The organism is Saonia flava (assembly GCF_011927795.1).
GTDB classification, from domain to species: Bacteria; Bacteroidota; Bacteroidia; order Flavobacteriales; family Flavobacteriaceae; genus Saonia; species Saonia flava.
Genome location: NZ_JAATJJ010000001.1, coordinates 1,389,514 through 1,405,750, shown reverse-complemented (window position 1 = coordinate 1,405,750; position 16,237 = coordinate 1,389,514). Strand labels below are relative to the sequence as shown.

At 36.4% G+C, this 16,237-nt stretch carries 14 protein-coding genes and 1 tRNA gene; 9 read left to right on the top strand and 6 right to left on the bottom strand.

Annotation, left to right across the window (positions count from 1 at the left end):
- Window positions 1-3 precede the first annotated feature (3 nt).
- From GGR42_RS06250 to GGR42_RS06210, 9 genes are all read left to right on the top strand, one after another.
- The gene (locus tag GGR42_RS06250) at window positions 4-1,203 is read left to right on the top strand and encodes an FtsW/RodA/SpoVE family cell cycle protein (protein WP_167961976.1); all 1,200 of its coding nucleotides are present in this window, start codon (window positions 4-6) and stop codon (window positions 1,201-1,203) included.
- Window positions 1,190-2,284 carry an undecaprenyldiphospho-muramoylpentapeptide beta-N-acetylglucosaminyltransferase gene (gene murG, locus GGR42_RS06245; RefSeq protein WP_167961974.1) on the top strand — a complete coding sequence of 365 codons (1,095 nt, stop codon included), beginning with the start codon at window positions 1,190-1,192 and terminating at the stop codon, window positions 2,282-2,284. The genes GGR42_RS06250 and murG overlap by 14 nt, the downstream gene beginning before the upstream one ends.
- Window positions 2,281-3,633, top strand: coding sequence for a UDP-N-acetylmuramate--L-alanine ligase (gene murC / locus GGR42_RS06240; protein WP_167961972.1), 1,353 nt, complete (start codon window positions 2,281-2,283; stop codon window positions 3,631-3,633). Before murG ends, murC begins: the two co-directional genes overlap by 4 nt.
- Window positions 3,623-4,342, top strand: a complete 720-nt coding sequence (locus tag GGR42_RS06235; RefSeq protein WP_167961970.1) for a cell division protein FtsQ/DivIB — start codon at window positions 3,623-3,625, stop codon at window positions 4,340-4,342. The genes murC and GGR42_RS06235 overlap by 11 nt, the downstream gene beginning before the upstream one ends.
- A 3-nt stretch (window positions 4,343-4,345) precedes the next feature.
- Window positions 4,346-5,668 carry a cell division protein FtsA gene (gene ftsA, locus GGR42_RS06230; protein WP_167961968.1) on the top strand — a complete coding sequence of 441 codons (1,323 nt, stop codon included), beginning with the start codon at window positions 4,346-4,348 and terminating at the stop codon, window positions 5,666-5,668.
- 48 nt (window positions 5,669-5,716) lie between these two features.
- On the top strand, window positions 5,717-7,645 hold the full coding sequence (ftsZ, locus tag GGR42_RS06225) for a cell division protein FtsZ (RefSeq protein ID WP_167961966.1): 1,929 nt from the start codon (window positions 5,717-5,719) through the stop codon (window positions 7,643-7,645).
- Window positions 7,646-7,750: 105 nt separating this feature from the next.
- The gene (locus GGR42_RS06220; RefSeq protein WP_167961964.1) at window positions 7,751-8,200 is read left to right on the top strand and encodes a GatB/YqeY domain-containing protein; all 450 of its coding nucleotides are present in this window, start codon (window positions 7,751-7,753) and stop codon (window positions 8,198-8,200) included.
- A gap of 16 nt (window positions 8,201-8,216) precedes the next feature.
- Window positions 8,217-8,290 (top strand) — tRNA-Arg (locus tag GGR42_RS06215).
- A gap of 181 nt (window positions 8,291-8,471) precedes the next feature.
- Complete coding sequence (locus GGR42_RS06210) at window positions 8,472-8,882, top strand: hypothetical protein (protein WP_167961962.1); 411 nt, start codon at window positions 8,472-8,474, stop codon at window positions 8,880-8,882.
- Here GGR42_RS06210 and GGR42_RS06205 read toward each other — a convergent pair.
- From GGR42_RS06205 to GGR42_RS06180, 6 genes are all read right to left on the bottom strand, one after another.
- Window positions 8,879-10,300 carry an aldehyde dehydrogenase family protein gene (locus tag GGR42_RS06205; RefSeq protein ID WP_167961960.1) on the bottom strand — a complete coding sequence of 474 codons (1,422 nt, stop codon included), beginning with the start codon at window positions 10,298-10,300 and terminating at the stop codon, window positions 8,879-8,881. The two genes, GGR42_RS06210 and GGR42_RS06205, sit on opposite strands and share 4 nt — an antisense overlap.
- A gap of 13 nt (window positions 10,301-10,313) precedes the next feature.
- Window positions 10,314-11,285: a YpdA family putative bacillithiol disulfide reductase gene (locus tag GGR42_RS06200; RefSeq protein WP_167961958.1), complete on the bottom strand. Its 972-nt coding sequence runs from the start codon at window positions 11,283-11,285 to the stop codon at window positions 10,314-10,316.
- The gene (gene rpe / locus GGR42_RS06195) at window positions 11,285-11,944 is read right to left on the bottom strand and encodes a ribulose-phosphate 3-epimerase (RefSeq protein WP_167961956.1); all 660 of its coding nucleotides are present in this window, start codon (window positions 11,942-11,944) and stop codon (window positions 11,285-11,287) included. The genes GGR42_RS06200 and rpe overlap by 1 nt, the downstream gene beginning before the upstream one ends.
- 83 nt (window positions 11,945-12,027) lie before the next feature.
- The gene (locus GGR42_RS06190) at window positions 12,028-12,654 is read right to left on the bottom strand and encodes a hypothetical protein (protein ID WP_167961954.1); all 627 of its coding nucleotides are present in this window, start codon (window positions 12,652-12,654) and stop codon (window positions 12,028-12,030) included.
- Between the two features lie 204 nt (window positions 12,655-12,858).
- Window positions 12,859-13,722 carry a sigma-70 family RNA polymerase sigma factor gene (locus GGR42_RS06185; RefSeq protein WP_167961952.1) on the bottom strand — a complete coding sequence of 288 codons (864 nt, stop codon included), beginning with the start codon at window positions 13,720-13,722 and terminating at the stop codon, window positions 12,859-12,861.
- A gap of 165 nt (window positions 13,723-13,887) precedes the next feature.
- The gene (locus tag GGR42_RS06180) at window positions 13,888-16,110 is read right to left on the bottom strand and encodes a polyribonucleotide nucleotidyltransferase (protein WP_167961950.1); all 2,223 of its coding nucleotides are present in this window, start codon (window positions 16,108-16,110) and stop codon (window positions 13,888-13,890) included.
- Window positions 16,111-16,237: the final 127 nt, after the last annotated feature.

Below are 16,237 nucleotides of genomic sequence, written 5' to 3'. Positions count from 1 at the left end.
GGAATGATGAAATTCTTTAAAAATATAAAAGGGGATAAGGCTATATGGGGTGTGGTTGCCCTTTTGGCATTGTTTTCCTTTTTGCCTGTTTATAGTGCAAGTAGCAATTTAGTCTATGTTGTGGGCAATGGTACTACCATGGGTTATTTGGTAAAGCATGCCTTGTTTTTGTTTTTGGGTTTTGGAATTATTTATGGTGTACATAAAGTTCCCACACATTTTTTTAAGGGACTGTCCTTAATAGCAATGCCCGTTGTTTTAATATTATTAGTCTACACATTGGCACAGGGTTCTAGCTCGGGTGCTACCAATACCAGTCGTTGGATACGTTTGCCTATAGTGGGATTTACATTTCAAGCATCAACATTGGCTTCCGTTGTATTAATGATTTATGTGGCCAGGTATTTAACCAAAATAAAAGATAAAGTAATTACTTTTTCAGAAAGTATACTGCCTCTATGGATTCCGGTTTTTTTAGTAATTGTTTTGATTTTACCAGCAAATTTTTCCACAGCTGCCATAATCTTTTTTATGGTGTTGGTATTGTGCTTTTTAGGTGGATATCCCATAAAATATTTAATGGGAATAGTTGGTGCTGGGTTGTTGGGATTGACCTTGTTTGTGTTGACAGCGAAAGCTTTACCAGATTTATTTCCGAACCGAGTGGATACCTGGATGAGCAGAATTGAAAGTTTTTCAAATTCTGAAGATACTGAGGCGGATTATCAAATTGAAAGGGCAAAAATAGCCATAGCAAGCGGGGGTTTAATAGGGAATGGAGCGGGGAAGAGTGTCATGAAAAACTTTCTGCCGCAGAGTTCATCGGATTTTATATATGCCATAATTGTTGAAGAATACGGACTAATTGGAGGGTTTACACTCATGTTTTTCTATTTGTTGTTGTTGTTTAGAATTGTAGTGGTTGCCAATGCAAACCAGACCATTTTTGGTAAGTTGTTGGTTGTGGGTGTAGGCCTTCCTATTGTCTTTCAGGCATTGATTAATATGGCGGTAGCTGTTCAACTTTTTCCGGTAACGGGTCAACCCTTGCCACTGATTAGTATGGGTGGCACATCGATTTGGATGACCTGTTTGGCTATTGGAGTTGTTTTAAGTGCCAGTATTAAAAGAACATCTTCTGAAATACAAAGTATGGAGATGGATGAGACGAACCCTTTAGAAGTTTTGAGTGGGCAATTATAGGTTTATACTCTCTGGAGGAGGTACTGGCGGACATATTTATCCTGCCATTGCCATAGCAAATGAGTTAAAAGAGAGATATCCGGAGGCTGAATTTCTATTTGTTGGAGCAAAGGATAGAATGGAAATGGAGAAAGTGCCCCAAGCAGGTTATAAGATAGAGGGTTTGTGGATTAGTGGGTTGCAAAGGAAACTAACCCTAAAAAATATAATGTTTCCAATAAAATTAATAAGTAGTTTGATAAAGGCAAGGAACATAGTAGCAAAGTTTAAACCGCATGCTGTAATTGGCACTGGGGGCTTTGCCAGTGGACCTCTTTTAAAAGTAGCCTCTCAAAAAGGAATTCCCTGTATTTTACAGGAACAGAATTCTTTCGCAGGAATTACCAATAAGCTACTTTCAAAAAAAGCACAGACAATATGTGTGGCCTATGACGGAATGGAGGTGTTTTTTCCTGCTGATAAAATTGTTAAGACAGGAAACCCTGTTAGATCCGATTTGGTTGAAAATAGGAGTGTTGCGAAAGAAGCTGTTGAATTCTTTGGCTTGGATGTAAATAAAACAACCTTATTGGTCTTGGGAGGTAGTCTTGGCGCAAGGAGAATTAATCAATTGATAGAGCAAAAGCTAGAATTTTTTGAAACTTTTGACCTACAAGTTATATGGCAATGTGGTAAGTTATATTATGAGTCTTATAAAAAATATGACTCAAATAAGATAAAAGTTTTGCCTTTTTTGGACAGAATGGATTATGCATATTCTGCTGCCGACATTATTATCTCAAGAGCAGGGGCAGGTTCCGTTTCTGAACTTTGTATAGCTGGGAAACCGGCAATTTTTATACCGTCTCCCAATGTAGCGGAAGACCATCAAACAAAAAATGCTGAAGCTCTAGTTAAAGAAAATGCGGCATTAATGATTAAGGAAAAGGATTTGGAAAATGAGTTCGAACCTTTTTTTTCGGATGTATATATATCAAAAAGCAAACAAGAGGAATTAGCTAATAATATAAAACGACTGGCATTGCCAAGGGCTACAAAACATATTGTAGATCAAATAGAGAAATTGCTAAAGGCATCATGAACTTAAAAGATATACATAGCGTCTATTTCATTGGTATAGGAGGTATTGGTATGTCCGCCCTGGCCAAATATTTTAAATTTATTGAGAAGAATGTTGCAGGCTATGATAAGACTAAAACCCCGTTAACGGAAAGTTTAGAGAGTATTGGAATTGATATTCATTATAATGATTATATGGGGTCGGTATCCAAAGAATATTTAAATCCAAAGAACACACTTATAGTTTATACGCCAGCGGTTCCAAAAGAGCATAGCGAGCTTTGCTATTTTTTGAAAAATGGGTTTAAGGTCAAAAAACGGTCAGAAGTTTTGGGAATTATTACCAAGGATACATTTTGCTTTGCGGTTGCAGGAACGCATGGAAAAACTACCACTTCTAGCATCTTGGCACATTTGCTTAAGGAAACAGGAACTCCATTAACGGCATTTTTGGGGGGGATTTCGGAAGATTTTAATAGTAATTTTTTATTTGAAGGAAATGAATATTCTGTTGTGGAGGCAGATGAATTCGACCGTTCATTTTTAAGGCTATCTCCAAATGTTGCATGTATAACTTCTATGGATGCCGATCATTTGGACATTTATGGTAATTCCGATGAATTAAAGAAATCTTTCGAGGATTTTGCAGGTAAAATAAAGCCAAATGGGAAGCTTTTTATTAGAAAAGGATTGCCATTGAAAGGAATAACATATGGAATAGAAGATGATTCGGATTATTGTATTCGACATTTGAAAATAGAACATGGCACCTACATTTTTGATTTGGAAACCCCAGAAACTAGTCTTAATGGGGTTAAATTCAATAAGCCAGGAAGGCATAATTTGTTGAATGCCTTAGTAGCTTTTGCAATGGCGATTCAAGCTGGTTCCCCTTTGAATCGTCTTGTAGATGCCTTGGAATCCTTCAAAGGAGTGCAACGTAGGTTTTCTTATCAAATTAAGGATGATGCCTTCATTTTTATAGATGATTATGCGCATCACCCTACAGAAATCAATGCCGTTTATGAGGCTATTTCAGAAATGCACCCCAATAAGAAAGTGTTGGCTATTTTTCAACCTCATTTATTCTCTAGAACTAAGGATTTTGTAGCTGATTTTGCCTTGAGTTTGGCAAAATTTGATAGTGTTCTATTATTAGATATTTATCCTGCAAGGGAGCTGCCAGTAGAAGGGGTTAACTCAAAATGGTTATTAGATAAAATTGATAACAAGAATAAAAAGCTTGTCCTTAAAAAGGACTTAATTGAAGAAATAAAAAAACAAAAACCAGACGTTCTGGTCACTATGGGGGCTGGCGATATTGGGTTGGAAGTATCACTAATAAAAAAAGAATTTGAAAATGCGATTTAATTGGAACATTTTTAAAATGGTATTTCTTCTGATTATTGTAAGTGGTCTTTATGCCTTTACCAATAATAGAAGTAAAAACAAGGAAATCAAGGACTTAAAAATAGAGTTTGTTGGAATTGATAATTTATACCTAACAAATGAGTCGGTTAATAAATTGTTAATACAAAATTATGGGAGCCTTAAAAACATCACCAAAGAAAAATTAGTTTTGAATACTATAGAAAAGGTCATAGAGGCCAATGAAATGGTGAAAAGTGCCCAAGTTTATCTTACTGTGGATGGTGAACTTACGTCAAAAATTGTTCAAAGGCGACCAATCGGAAGAGTTGAGGGGATTACAAAATTTTATGTGGATGATGAAGGAAAACGCATGCCGTTATCCAAATATCATTCAGCAAGGGTTCCTATAATTACTGGGAAAATCACAGGTGAAAGTTTGGAGGATGTTTATGTTATTCTAAAACACATAAATTCTGATGAATTTTTACGTAAAAATGTGATTGGTATACACATTGATGATGTGGATAAGTACCAACTTAAATTCCGAATGGAAAATTTTGTGGTGAATCTTGGAGGGGTTGACAGTTTAACGGAAAAGTTCAACAATTTTAAGGCGTTTTATACCAAAGCTAATAAGGACAAAACGCTAGAAGAATATAACATGGTAAGCTTAGAGTTTGATAATCAGGTAGTTTGCACCAAAATATAAAATATGGAACAAGGTAATTATTCAGTTGGGTTAGATATAGGGACCACAAAGATTGTAGCCATTATTGGGCAAGAGAACGAATACGGCAAAATTGAGGTTTTGGGTATTGGTAAATCTAAAAGTTTGGGTGTTCATCGTGGGGTGGTAAACAATATTACCCAAACCATAAAGTCTATTCAACAAGCTGTGGAGCAGGCAGAAGCAGATGCTGGATTAAAAATTGGTTCCGTGGTTGTTGGTATAGCTGGTCAGCACATAAGAAGTTTGCAGCATAGTGATTATATAACTAGAATCAATTCAGAAGAAGTTATCAATGAAGAGGATTTGGATAAGTTATGTAATCAGGTGTATAAATTAATAATGCTTCCCGGAGAGGAAATAATCCATGTATTGCCTCAAGAATATAAGGTTGATGGACAGGCAGAGATAAAACAGCCCATGGGAATGTACGGTGGGAGATTGGAAGCCAATTTCCATGTTGTTGTTGGCCAAGTTACTTCAATTAAAAATATTGGAAGGTGTATTAAAAGTGCTGGACTGGATTTAGGAAACATAACATTGGAGCCTTTGGCATCTTCTGATGCAGTACTGAGTCAGGAAGAAAAAGAAGCAGGTGTGGCGCTTATAGATATAGGAGGAGGAACAACAGATTTGGCCATTTTTAAGGATGGAATCATTCGGCATACCGCGGTTATTCCTTTTGGTGGAAATGTAATTACAGAGGATATTAAAGAGGGTTGCTCCATTATAGAAAAGCAAGCGGAACTGCTAAAAATGAAATTTGGTTCAGCTTGGCCAGGAGAGAATAAGGATAATGAAATTGTTTCCATTCCTGGGTTAAGAGGAAGGGAGCCAAAAGAGATTACACTTAAAAACCTTTCTAAGATTATACATGCTAGAGTAGTGGAAATTGTAGAGCAGGTATATGTGGAAATAAAGAACTATGGTCACGATGACCAAAAGAAAAAGTTGATTGCAGGTATTGTTCTAACAGGAGGAGGTAGCCAGTTAAAGCATTTAAAACAGTTGGTAGAATATATCACGGGAATGGATACAAGGATTGGTTTTCCAAATGAGCATTTGGCGGGTGATTCTGATGAAGAAATAGCTAGCCCAATGTATGCAACTGCCGTGGGACTATTAATGAACGCAGTAAAAAATAAAGATAAGAATAGAGTTGTTGATGAGCAAGGTGAATTGGAAGAGGGTATATATGATGAGCAGCATATGGAAACTGCGACCACTGGAGCGGTCAAAAAAGAACGAAAGTCTGTTTTTGATAAATGGTCTGAAAAGTTGAAAGACTTTTTAGATAACGCAGAATAAATAAATCATTCAAAAAAAAATCAGTATACAACCAGTAATTTTTAAAACATGAGCAAGAGCACCGAATTTGATAATATCTCCTTTGATTTACCTAAGAATCAAAGTAACGTAATTAAAGTTATCGGCGTTGGCGGTGGCGGTAGTAATGCTATAAATCATATGTTCCAGGCAGGAATCAATGGGGTGGACTTTGTAATCTGCAATACCGATTCCCAGGCATTGGAAAATAGCCCGGTTCCAAAGAAAATACAACTTGGCGTTTCATTAACAGAGGGATTGGGTGCTGGTGCAAATCCTGAAGTTGGTGAACAGGCGGCTATTGAAAGTATGGAAGATTTAAAAAACATGCTGGGACATAGTACAAAAATGGTGTTTATTACTGCTGGTATGGGTGGGGGAACAGGAACTGGTGCTGCTCCCATCATAGCAAAACAAGCTAGGGAAATGGATGTTTTGACAGTAGGAATTGTCACTATGCCATTTCAGTTTGAAGGTAAAATGAGATGTCAACAGGCACAAGAAGGAATAGAGAAGTTACGTGAGAATGTTGATTCTTTAATTGTCATCAATAATAATAAATTACGGGAGGTATATGGCAACTTAGGTTTTAAAGCTGGTTTTTCCAAAGCAGACGAAGTATTGGCCACGGCCGCAAGGGGTATTGCAGAGGTAATTACCCATCATTATACCCAGAATATAGATTTACGAGATGCTAAGACAGTGCTTTCCAATAGTGGTACGGCCATTATGGGCTCTTCTACAGCATCGGGTTCCTCAAGGGCCAATGAGGCTATTATGAAGGCTTTGGATTCTCCATTATTGAACGATAATAAAATTTCTGGCGCTAAAAATGTATTGTTGCTCATTGTTTCTGGTTCTCAAGAAATCACAATAGATGAAATAGGGGAAATTAATGATCATATCCAAACAGAAGCTGGTTTTGGAGCCAATATTATTATGGGTGTTGGTGAGGATGATTCTTTGGGAGAAGCCATTGCAGTTACTGTTATCGCAACAGGTTTTAATATAGAACAACAAGACGATATTGTAAATACCGAAACAAAGAAGATTATCCATACATTGGAGGATGAAAAAAAAGGGGAACAGGCAATACAGGAAAATAAAGCTATAGAGGAAATTGTTTTGGAAGAACAAGAGACTCCAGAACCGGTCATTAAGCATACGCTTATGGATATTGAGCTTGATGATGATTTAATTCCAACAACCAATTATATTAGAAACTTCAATGTTTTTTATGAGGAAGTAGTTGCCGACAATGTTGCTGAAGATGATTTTATTATAATTGATGCTAAAGATTTAATAAATGATATTGAAGTAATTGACCCTGTCGTGGTGTCTTCCAAAAAGGAGGAAGACCAAACAGCTTTGAGTTTCGATCTACCATTATTTAATGATGATATTGAGGAAGAGGATGAGCAGGAGCATGTAATTACGTTTGATTTAAGCGACGAAGTGAATGATATTGATGTAAACGACCATATAGAAGTTGTTCCAGTATTAGAATACAACAAAGAAGGTGAGACAAGATATAGTCTTGATGATTATATGGAATTGGAAGAAAAATTGACAGGAGCTAAATCTAAGGCAGAAGAGTTCGTTCCTAAAATTGTGGAAGAAGAATTGGTTTTTGAAAAAATTACCTTAAAGGAAAAAGAGAATAAAACAGAAGCAAGTTTGGGGGGTGAAGCCGACCCAATGAACAGTTCTATTGAAGATATCTTGCGCAATAGGGCCGATGAGAGAAGAAGAAAATTAAAGGACTTTAATTATAAGTTTCAGAATAACATTAATAATGTGGATGAAATAGAAAAGGAACCTGCCTATAAAAGACAAGGAGTAAACCTTAATGATAAGCCCAATGAAAATAAAGTCTCAAGGACAACATTGAGCGAGGACAGCAATGATGAAATACAGTTGCGCTCCAATAACTCTTTTTTACACGATAATGTGGATTAGTGTTTTTTTATAATTAGGGTTATAAAAGCTATTAGCATACCCGAAAATAGTTCATCTATTTTCGGGTTTATTTTTTTATCTTCGTGCCGCAAAAAATACTGAATTATGAGTTTACAGCAACAAGTAATGGAAGAGATGAAAGCCGCAATGAAGGCCAAAGATACAGTTGCTTTAGAATCCCTTCGCGCAATTAAATCCGCTTTATTGTTGGCACAGACAGAAAGTGGTGCTGGTGGCGGATTGTCAGAAGAAGATGAGGTTAAATTAGTTCAAAAATTGGTTAAGCAGAGAAAAGATAGTGCGGCAATTTTTACAGAACAAGGAAGAGAAGATTTGGCAGCACCAGAATTGGCACAAGTTGCCGTAATAGAAAAGTTTTTGCCAGAACAATTATCCGTGGAAGAAATAGAGAAAGTTGTAGTGCAGACCATTGATGCTATTGGAGCCTCTGGCATGCAGGACATGGGCAGGGTAATGGGCATGGTATCGAAAGAATTGGCCGGCCAAGCCGATGGTAAGACAATCTCCACAATTGTAAAAGCAAAACTTTCCTAAAAAATATACATTCATAGGCCGCGTAGTTCAACTGGATAGAATATCAGATTTCGGCTCTGAGGGTTGAGGGTTCGAATCCTTCCGCGGTCACTAATATAAAAGCAGGCATAAGTATAAGGCTTGCTTTTTATGTTTAATCTTTACCCAACAATTTCTTCATAGCTAGTTGATGGCACTTTTTTGGTCATTGGTTTAACTTTCTTTCGAATTCTAAGAATTATATGGACCAAAGATTATGAGCTGAAATCAAGGCACATTTTTCGGTTATTCTTTGGACAGACCTTATTATTTTAGGGTAAAAGAACTTCTCAAAAGATATACAGGAGTGGTATGTGAAGAGTGGGAGCTCAATAAGATGGTACAGAAAATAATTGACTTTAATCCAAATTTGTTGGATAACCTTGATGGCAATGGAACTAATATATTTTTACTATGTTCTAGACCGGGAGCAAGAGCTTTTTTAAACCAAGGAGTTTTTTTGGAGATTCATAAAAATGAAGAAATTGAATGGAGTTTACTTTTTAGAAAATTGCTTCAGGAACCAAAAATATCAAATAGTAAGATGAAGCTTATAAATAATACACCGACCTATAAAAAGGATTGGACCTATTATGTGTTCTTAATTATGGCCGTTTTAAGTTTTTGCTATTGTTTAATAGATTTAATTGAAGGTCAAAACTAGAGCCATTTTATGGTAATATTTGCCAGCTTTTGTTTTAGCTTGTTGTAAGGAGGAAACAAGAAACTTGTGGGTCCTATAGTATGTTGTTTTAAAACCGATCTTATGTTGGAGAATTCCTGAAAGCCGTAAAACCCATGAGATTTTCCAATACCACTGGTATTTACGCCTCCAAATGGTAAGTTATGATTTGTAAATTGTAGCACACTGTTGTTTATTCCAGTACTTCCTGCTCTCGTATGGGTGAGTATGTGGTTCATTGTTTTACGATTGGTACTGAAAATATATAGGGCTAGAGGTCTTTCATGGGAATTAACATATTGTATGGCCTCATCAATAGTCTTGTACGTTACGATAGGTAAAATGGGGCCAAAAATTTCTTCTTGAAGCAATTTGGCATTATTGGGCAAATTGGAAATAATTGTTGGTGCTAAATAATTATCCTTTTCATTAAAATCCCCTCCTATTTCAATAATCCCTCCTGTTTCTTTTGCGTTTTCAATATAATTGACCAACCTATTAAAATGGTGTTTATTTACAATTCTGGAGTAGGATTCGGAAGTCGATGGATTATTAGAGTAAAATTTTTCTAGTTGTTTTTTTATCTCTTCCACCAACTTTTCTTTTCTGTTTTCATGAACAAGAACATAATCAGGAGCAACACAGGTTTGGCCATTATTTAAAAAGGCACCCCAGACAATTCTTTGTGCTGCCATTTTTAAATTGGCAGTTTTGTCCACTATTGTTGGCGATTTACCGCCCAATTCCAAAGTGACAGATGTTAAATGCTCGGCAGCCGATTTCATAATCAGTTTTCCTATGGACGGAGAGCCTGTAAAAAAAATATGGTTAAAGGGCAGTTCTAATAATTCTTTTGAAACATTTGCTCCACCTTCAACTAGGGCAACTTCATTATTTGGGAAGAGTTCCTCGATAATTTCACCCATAACAGAAGATGTATGGGATGTCATTTCAGAAGGTTTAAGAATTATGGTATTTCCCGCGGCTATGGCAGATACAAGAGGTCCAAAAGTTAAGTTTATTGGGAAATTCCACGGAGAAATGATTAAACATACGCCCTTTGGTTCATATTTTACCCAAGAGGATGACCCTAGTAACGTAATGGGAGTTTTTGCATATTGGTTCCACATCCATTCCTTTAAATGCTTTTTGGCATACTTTATTTCTCCAACGACCTGGTATATTTCTGTTAAATCGGTCTCTAAAATTGGTTTTTTAAAATCGTCATACATCGCCTTTTGCAGCTTGCTTCTGTATGTTTTTTCCAGTGCATATTTTAAAGCATTCAGTTTGGCTTTACGCTCTTTATAGGCAGTGTTTGCTACATTGTACTGATTCTCTTTTTGTAAATCAAAAAGGTCTTGATAGGGATTTTTTATTTTTGGGGAATCGGTTTTCATCTGATAAAAAATCTTAGGCTTTCTTTTTTGATACAATATTGGCCATGATCATGGGAGCATGTACTCGGGAATTTTCTATGAACCATTTATGGGTTTCCATACCACCGCAAATTACTCCAGCTAGATAAATTCCTTCCACATTGGTTTCCATTGTTTCTGGATTATATTTGGGTAATTTTTTATCGTCTTTAGATAGTTCTATCCCTATTTTTTTCAAAAAATTGAAATTGGGCATATAACCCGTCAAGGCTAAAACAAAATCATTCTCCAATCTAATGGGACCTTTGGGAGAATCTATTAATATTTCATTCTCGGTTATTTCTTTTACTGTGGAATTGTAGAACACTTTTATGCTTTCTTCCTCAATTCTATTAATAATATCAGGGCGCACCCAATATTTTACACGCTTCCCTACTTCTGGCCCACGAATAATAAGGGTTACGTCCGAACCCTTACGCCAACATTCCAATGCCGCATCAATCGCGGAATTGCTTGCCCCTATTACAGCCAATTTTTGACCTGCGTAAAAATGGGGATCTTTATAGTAGTGGGATACTTTTGCCAGGTTTTCTCCAGGAACCTTCAGTAAATTGGGCAAATCATAAAAACCTGTAGCTACAATTACATTCTGGGAATTGTACTTGTTTTTATTTGAAACTATTGTGAAATTTTGATTGGTTTTGGACACCGATTCTACTTTTTCAAATAGTTTGATATTTAATTCATTTGAAGTTGCTATTCTTCTATAATATTCCAGTGCCTCACTTCTTTTAGGTTTTGCTTCTTTACTGATAAAAGGAACATCATCTATTTCCAATCTTTCTGAAGAGGAAAAGAATTGCATATTCACAGGATAATTGAACAAAGAGTTTACAATTGGGCCTTTTTCAAGTATAACATATGTCAGTCCTTTTTTTTTGGCTTCCAGACCACAGGCAATCCCAATGGGTCCCCCGCCAATAATGGCAACATCAAAATGTTCCATTATGAAATAGTATTTTTAAGTTCTATAATGGTTTGGGGCGGATTTTCACTTTTAAAGATAAAACTACCCGCTACCAAGATATCTGCTCCAGCATCAACTAATTTTTTGGCATTTTTTGAAGTAACACCACCATCAATCTCAATCAAAGTTTTTGTTTTTTTAGCTTTTATCAAGGATTTAAGATCTTTTACTTTGTCATAGGTGTTTTCAATAAAGGATTGACCGCCAAAACCTGGATTAACACTCATAATGCAGACTATGTCAATATCTGATATTGTATCTTCCAATAAATCTATATTCGTGTGTGGATTTAATGCTACACCAGCTTTCATTCCAGCATCTTTTATTGCTTGTATAGTTCTATGTAAATGAGTGCAAGCCTCATAGTGAACTGTAAGATTGTTGACTCCTAAGTCTGCAAAAGTTTGTATGTAACGATCAGGCTCTACTATCATTAAGTGTGCATCCAATATTTTTTTGGCATATTTGGCAATTGCTTTTACCACTGGCATTCCAAAGGAAATATTGGGTACATAGACACCATCCATAATATCCAAATGAAACCAATCTGCCTCACTTTGATTCACCATTTCTATATCATGCTGTAAGTTGGCAAAATTGGCTGCCAAAAGCGAAGGTGCAATAATCTTTTTACTCATTATTTCTGCTCTCTATGGATAGGTATACAAAAATAGTGAAAATGTAATGGTTAATGGTATTGGACCTACAATAGAATAATGGCCTATTCTTTTATTTGAAGAGAGTCCAAAAAGAGGTTGATCATAGGTAGGCCATTTTGCGTATAGCTTGCGTCTTGGAGCATGGTAACTATTAAAACCCCCTCATCTTTACCACCATGGGCTCCCACCATATACACAATTTCTTCACCCTTGTATTCAAGGGTATTTTTTATTCCCTTTATAGTTTGCCCACTTTTAAGCTCTTTGGTATAGGGTTCTTCAGTTTTTTTGTAGCCGTAGGTAATACTTTCTTTAATTAATTCACTCATCATTAGATTTATTAGGCCACTTGGATCCATCGAGGAATATTTTTGGACAATAAAACCATTTCCATCAGAGCTCATTACCATAATCTGTTCAATTCCCATGTCAATTTTGGTTTTGGACGCGCCGTATGCTTTGTCATATTGAAAAGAAATCATTTCATCCGAATAGGTTTGTATTGCTGGTTGATCTACAATGATGGTCAATAGTTCACCTTTTTTTGCCTTATACTCAAATGCCTGTTTTAAATTAATTTTTGTGGTGTCATTGTTAATAATTAATAAGTAGTTTCCAGATTCTTGGGAAAAACCCTTTCCAAATGTTAGTACTAAGGTTGATAAGAATAAAAAAAATGGTTTTTTCATGCTGTATGGTTTGTTGGGTATTAACGGAATTTCGTTCCATTTATTTGGTAAAATTCTATAAATGAAAAAACTCCGGTAATCAGCCGGAGTTTATTCATCAATCAAAAAACGAACAGTCATGATAAACTGTTGTTACTGTTAAAATTACAATTAATATGCCAAATTTCCAATTTAGGTTAAATTTAACTTGTAATTTTTTCTTGGTTAACCAAGATATGTCTTTAAAATTTTACTTCTAGAAGTATGCTTTAACCTTCTAATGGCTTTTTCTTTAATTTGACGGACTCTTTCTCTTGTTAGGTCAAAAGTCTCACCAATTTCTTCCAAAGTCATCGAATGTTGTCCGGCTAAACCAAAGTATAGACGAATAACATCTGCCTCTCTAGGAGTCAATGTTTCTAAAGCTCTTTCTATTTCTGTTCTTAACGATTCGTGCAACAACTCCCTATCTGGATTAGGAGACTCACCACTACGAAGTACATCATATAGGTTGGAGTCCTCTCCATCAATTAAGGGCGCATCCATGGATACATGGCGTCCAGAGTTTTTTAAGGATTGTTTTACATCGTCAACTGTCATGTCCAATTCCTTGGCAATTTCTTCTGCTGATGGCATACGCTCATGAGCTTGCTCCAAGAAAGCGAAGGTTTTATTAATCTTGTTAATAGAACCAATTTTATTCAATGGCAAACGAACAATACGCGATTGCTCGGCCAATGCTTGTAATATAGATTGACGAATCCACCATACGGCGTAAGAGATAAATTTAAACCCCCTTGTTTCATCAAAACGTTGTGCAGCTTTAATTAGGCCAAGGTTGCCCTCGTTAATTAAATCCGGTAAAGTAAGCCCTTGGTTTTGGTACTGCTTGGCCACGGACACCACAAATCTTAGATTGGCTTTTGTTAGTTTTTCAAGAGCGATCTGGTCGCCTGCCTTGATTCGTTGTGCCAATTCTACTTCTTCGTCTGCGGTAATAAGATCCACTTTGCCAATTTCTTGCAAGTACTTATCCAAAGATGCGGTTTCCCTATTGGTAACCTGTTTTGTAATCTTAAGCTGTCTCATTAAAATAAATTAAGTTCAATTTGCATAGACTGCATATACTTATACGTAGAAAAAGAAGAAATGTTACAAAAGTGTTATCAAATTTTTATTTTTTTGGATAAATAGTATAAAAAAAGCCCTCAAAAATGATTTTGAAGGCTTTGCAGTTTCTGTAATTAAGAAGTTTTAATCCCTTCTTGGTTTACGATCTCTATCTCTATTTCTATCGTTTCCTCTACCGCGATTATTGTCCCTATCGGTTCTAGGTGGTCTTTCTTTGTAACCTTCAGGTTTTGGCAACAACGCTTTTCTTGATACTTTGTCTTTTTTGGTCCTAGCATCGATTCCAAAGTATTTCACATCAAAAACATCTCCCATGTTCACCACATCAGAAACATTTTCTGTACGTTCCCACGCCAATTCTGAAACATGCAATAAAACCTCATTTCCTGGAGCTTCCATATATTCTACCACAGCCCCAAAATCTAACATCTTAATTACTTTTACTTCATAAACACTACCAACTTCTGGTTTAAACAAGAGAGAATCTATTTTGGCCAAAACCGCATCTATACCTTCTTGATTTGTTCCCAAAATCTCAACAATACCCTCTTCTGTAACAGGGTCTTCATTGATTACTATAGTGGTCTTGGTAGTTTTTTGTAATTCTTGGATTACTTTCCCACCAGGTCCTATTAACGCACCAATAAACTCATTTGGAATGGTTCTAGTGACCATTTTTGGTGCATGTGCCTTAACATCTATATTTGGAGTTGCTATAGTGTCGGTCAACTTACCAAGAATATGAATACGACCAGCTTGAGCTTGTTTTAAAGCATTTACTAGGATTTCATAAGAAAGCCCTTTTACTTTAATATCCATTTGACAAGCCGTAATTCCGTCATCAGTACCGGTTACTTTAAAATCCATGTCCCCCAAGTGGTCTTCATCACCCAAGATGTCCGAAAGAACAGCATACTTTCCACTATCCGCGTCAGAGATTAATCCCATAGCGATACCAGAAACAGGTTTTTTAAGTTGCACACCGGCATCCATTAATGCCATAGTACCACTACAAACAGTTGCCATTGATGAGGATCCGTTAGATTCCAATACTTCTGAAACAACACGAACGGTATATGGACAGTCTTCGGGAATCATTCCTTTTAATGCACGCTGTGCCAAGTTACCATGCCCAACTTCTCTACGGGATGTTCCCCTAATAGGTCTTGCTTCACCTGTTGAGAAAGGAGGGAAGTTGTAATGTAAATAAAATGTTTCTTCACCTTCGTAAGATGGCATATCTATTTGATTGGCTTCTCTTGAAGTACCCAAAGTCACAGTTGCCAAAGCTTGGGTTTCCCCTCTTGTAAATATTGCGGAACCATGTGTGGAAGGTAAATAGTCAACTTCACACCAGATAGGACGTATCTCATCTGTTTTTCTTCCGTCTAAACGCAAACCTTCATTTAATGTAAGGTCACGAACAGCGGCTTTTTCCGCTTTGTAGTAATATTTTGAAACTAAATCACCAAAGTCTTCTATTTCTTCTTCAGAAAAAGAAGCTTTAATTTCCTCTTTTATTTCAGAAAATGCAGTGCTTCTTTCATGTTTGGCTGAACCTGCTTTTGCAATGGCATAAACTTTATTATATGCCATATCATGAATTTTCTTGGCAAGCTCCTCATCTTCTCTTTCTGACTCATATTCGCGAACTTCTTTCTTTCCAAAAGCTTCAGCTAGCTTAATTTGTGCAGCACACTGTATTTTAATGGCTTCATGAGCGGCTTTAATTGCCTCTACCATTTCTTCTTCGGAAATTTCATCCATTTCACCTTCTACCATCATTACAGAATCTGCAGAAGCTCCAATGACCATGTCAATATCGCTCTCTTCCAATTGTGCTCTACTTGGGTTAATGATGAATTCACCATTTACGCGACCCACACGCACTTCTGAAATAGCACATTCAAAAGGAAAGTCTGATAGTTGAATAGCAGCGGATGCCGCTAAACCAGCCATTGCATCTGGCATTACTTCATCATCATGGGACATTAATTGAATCATTACTTGCGTTTCTGCATGATAATCTTTTGGGAACAATGGTCGTAAAACCCTGTCCACTAATCTCATGGTCAATACTTCGCCATCACTTGGTCTTGCTTCTCTTTTGAAGAAACCTCCAGGATAACGGCCAGAAGCAGCAAATTTTTCACGATAATCTACCGTTAAGGGTAGAAAATCTACATCGCTTTGTTTGTAATTGGAAACTACTGTACATAATAACATACATTTTCCAGATTGAACAACAACAGAACCATGGGCCTGCTTTGCCAATTTTCCGGTTTCGATAGAAATTTCTCTACCGTCACCGAGGTCTATGACCTCTTTAAAAGTTTTCGGAATCATAAATAATTGTTACAACCTATTTTATCTTAATAGGTCTGTTAAACATTTGGTCTACCGTCTTCCTGACGGTCGGGTTGTGTTGTTGTGTTGACCAATGAAAAACTAAATGCAGCTTTTTGTGTTGCCT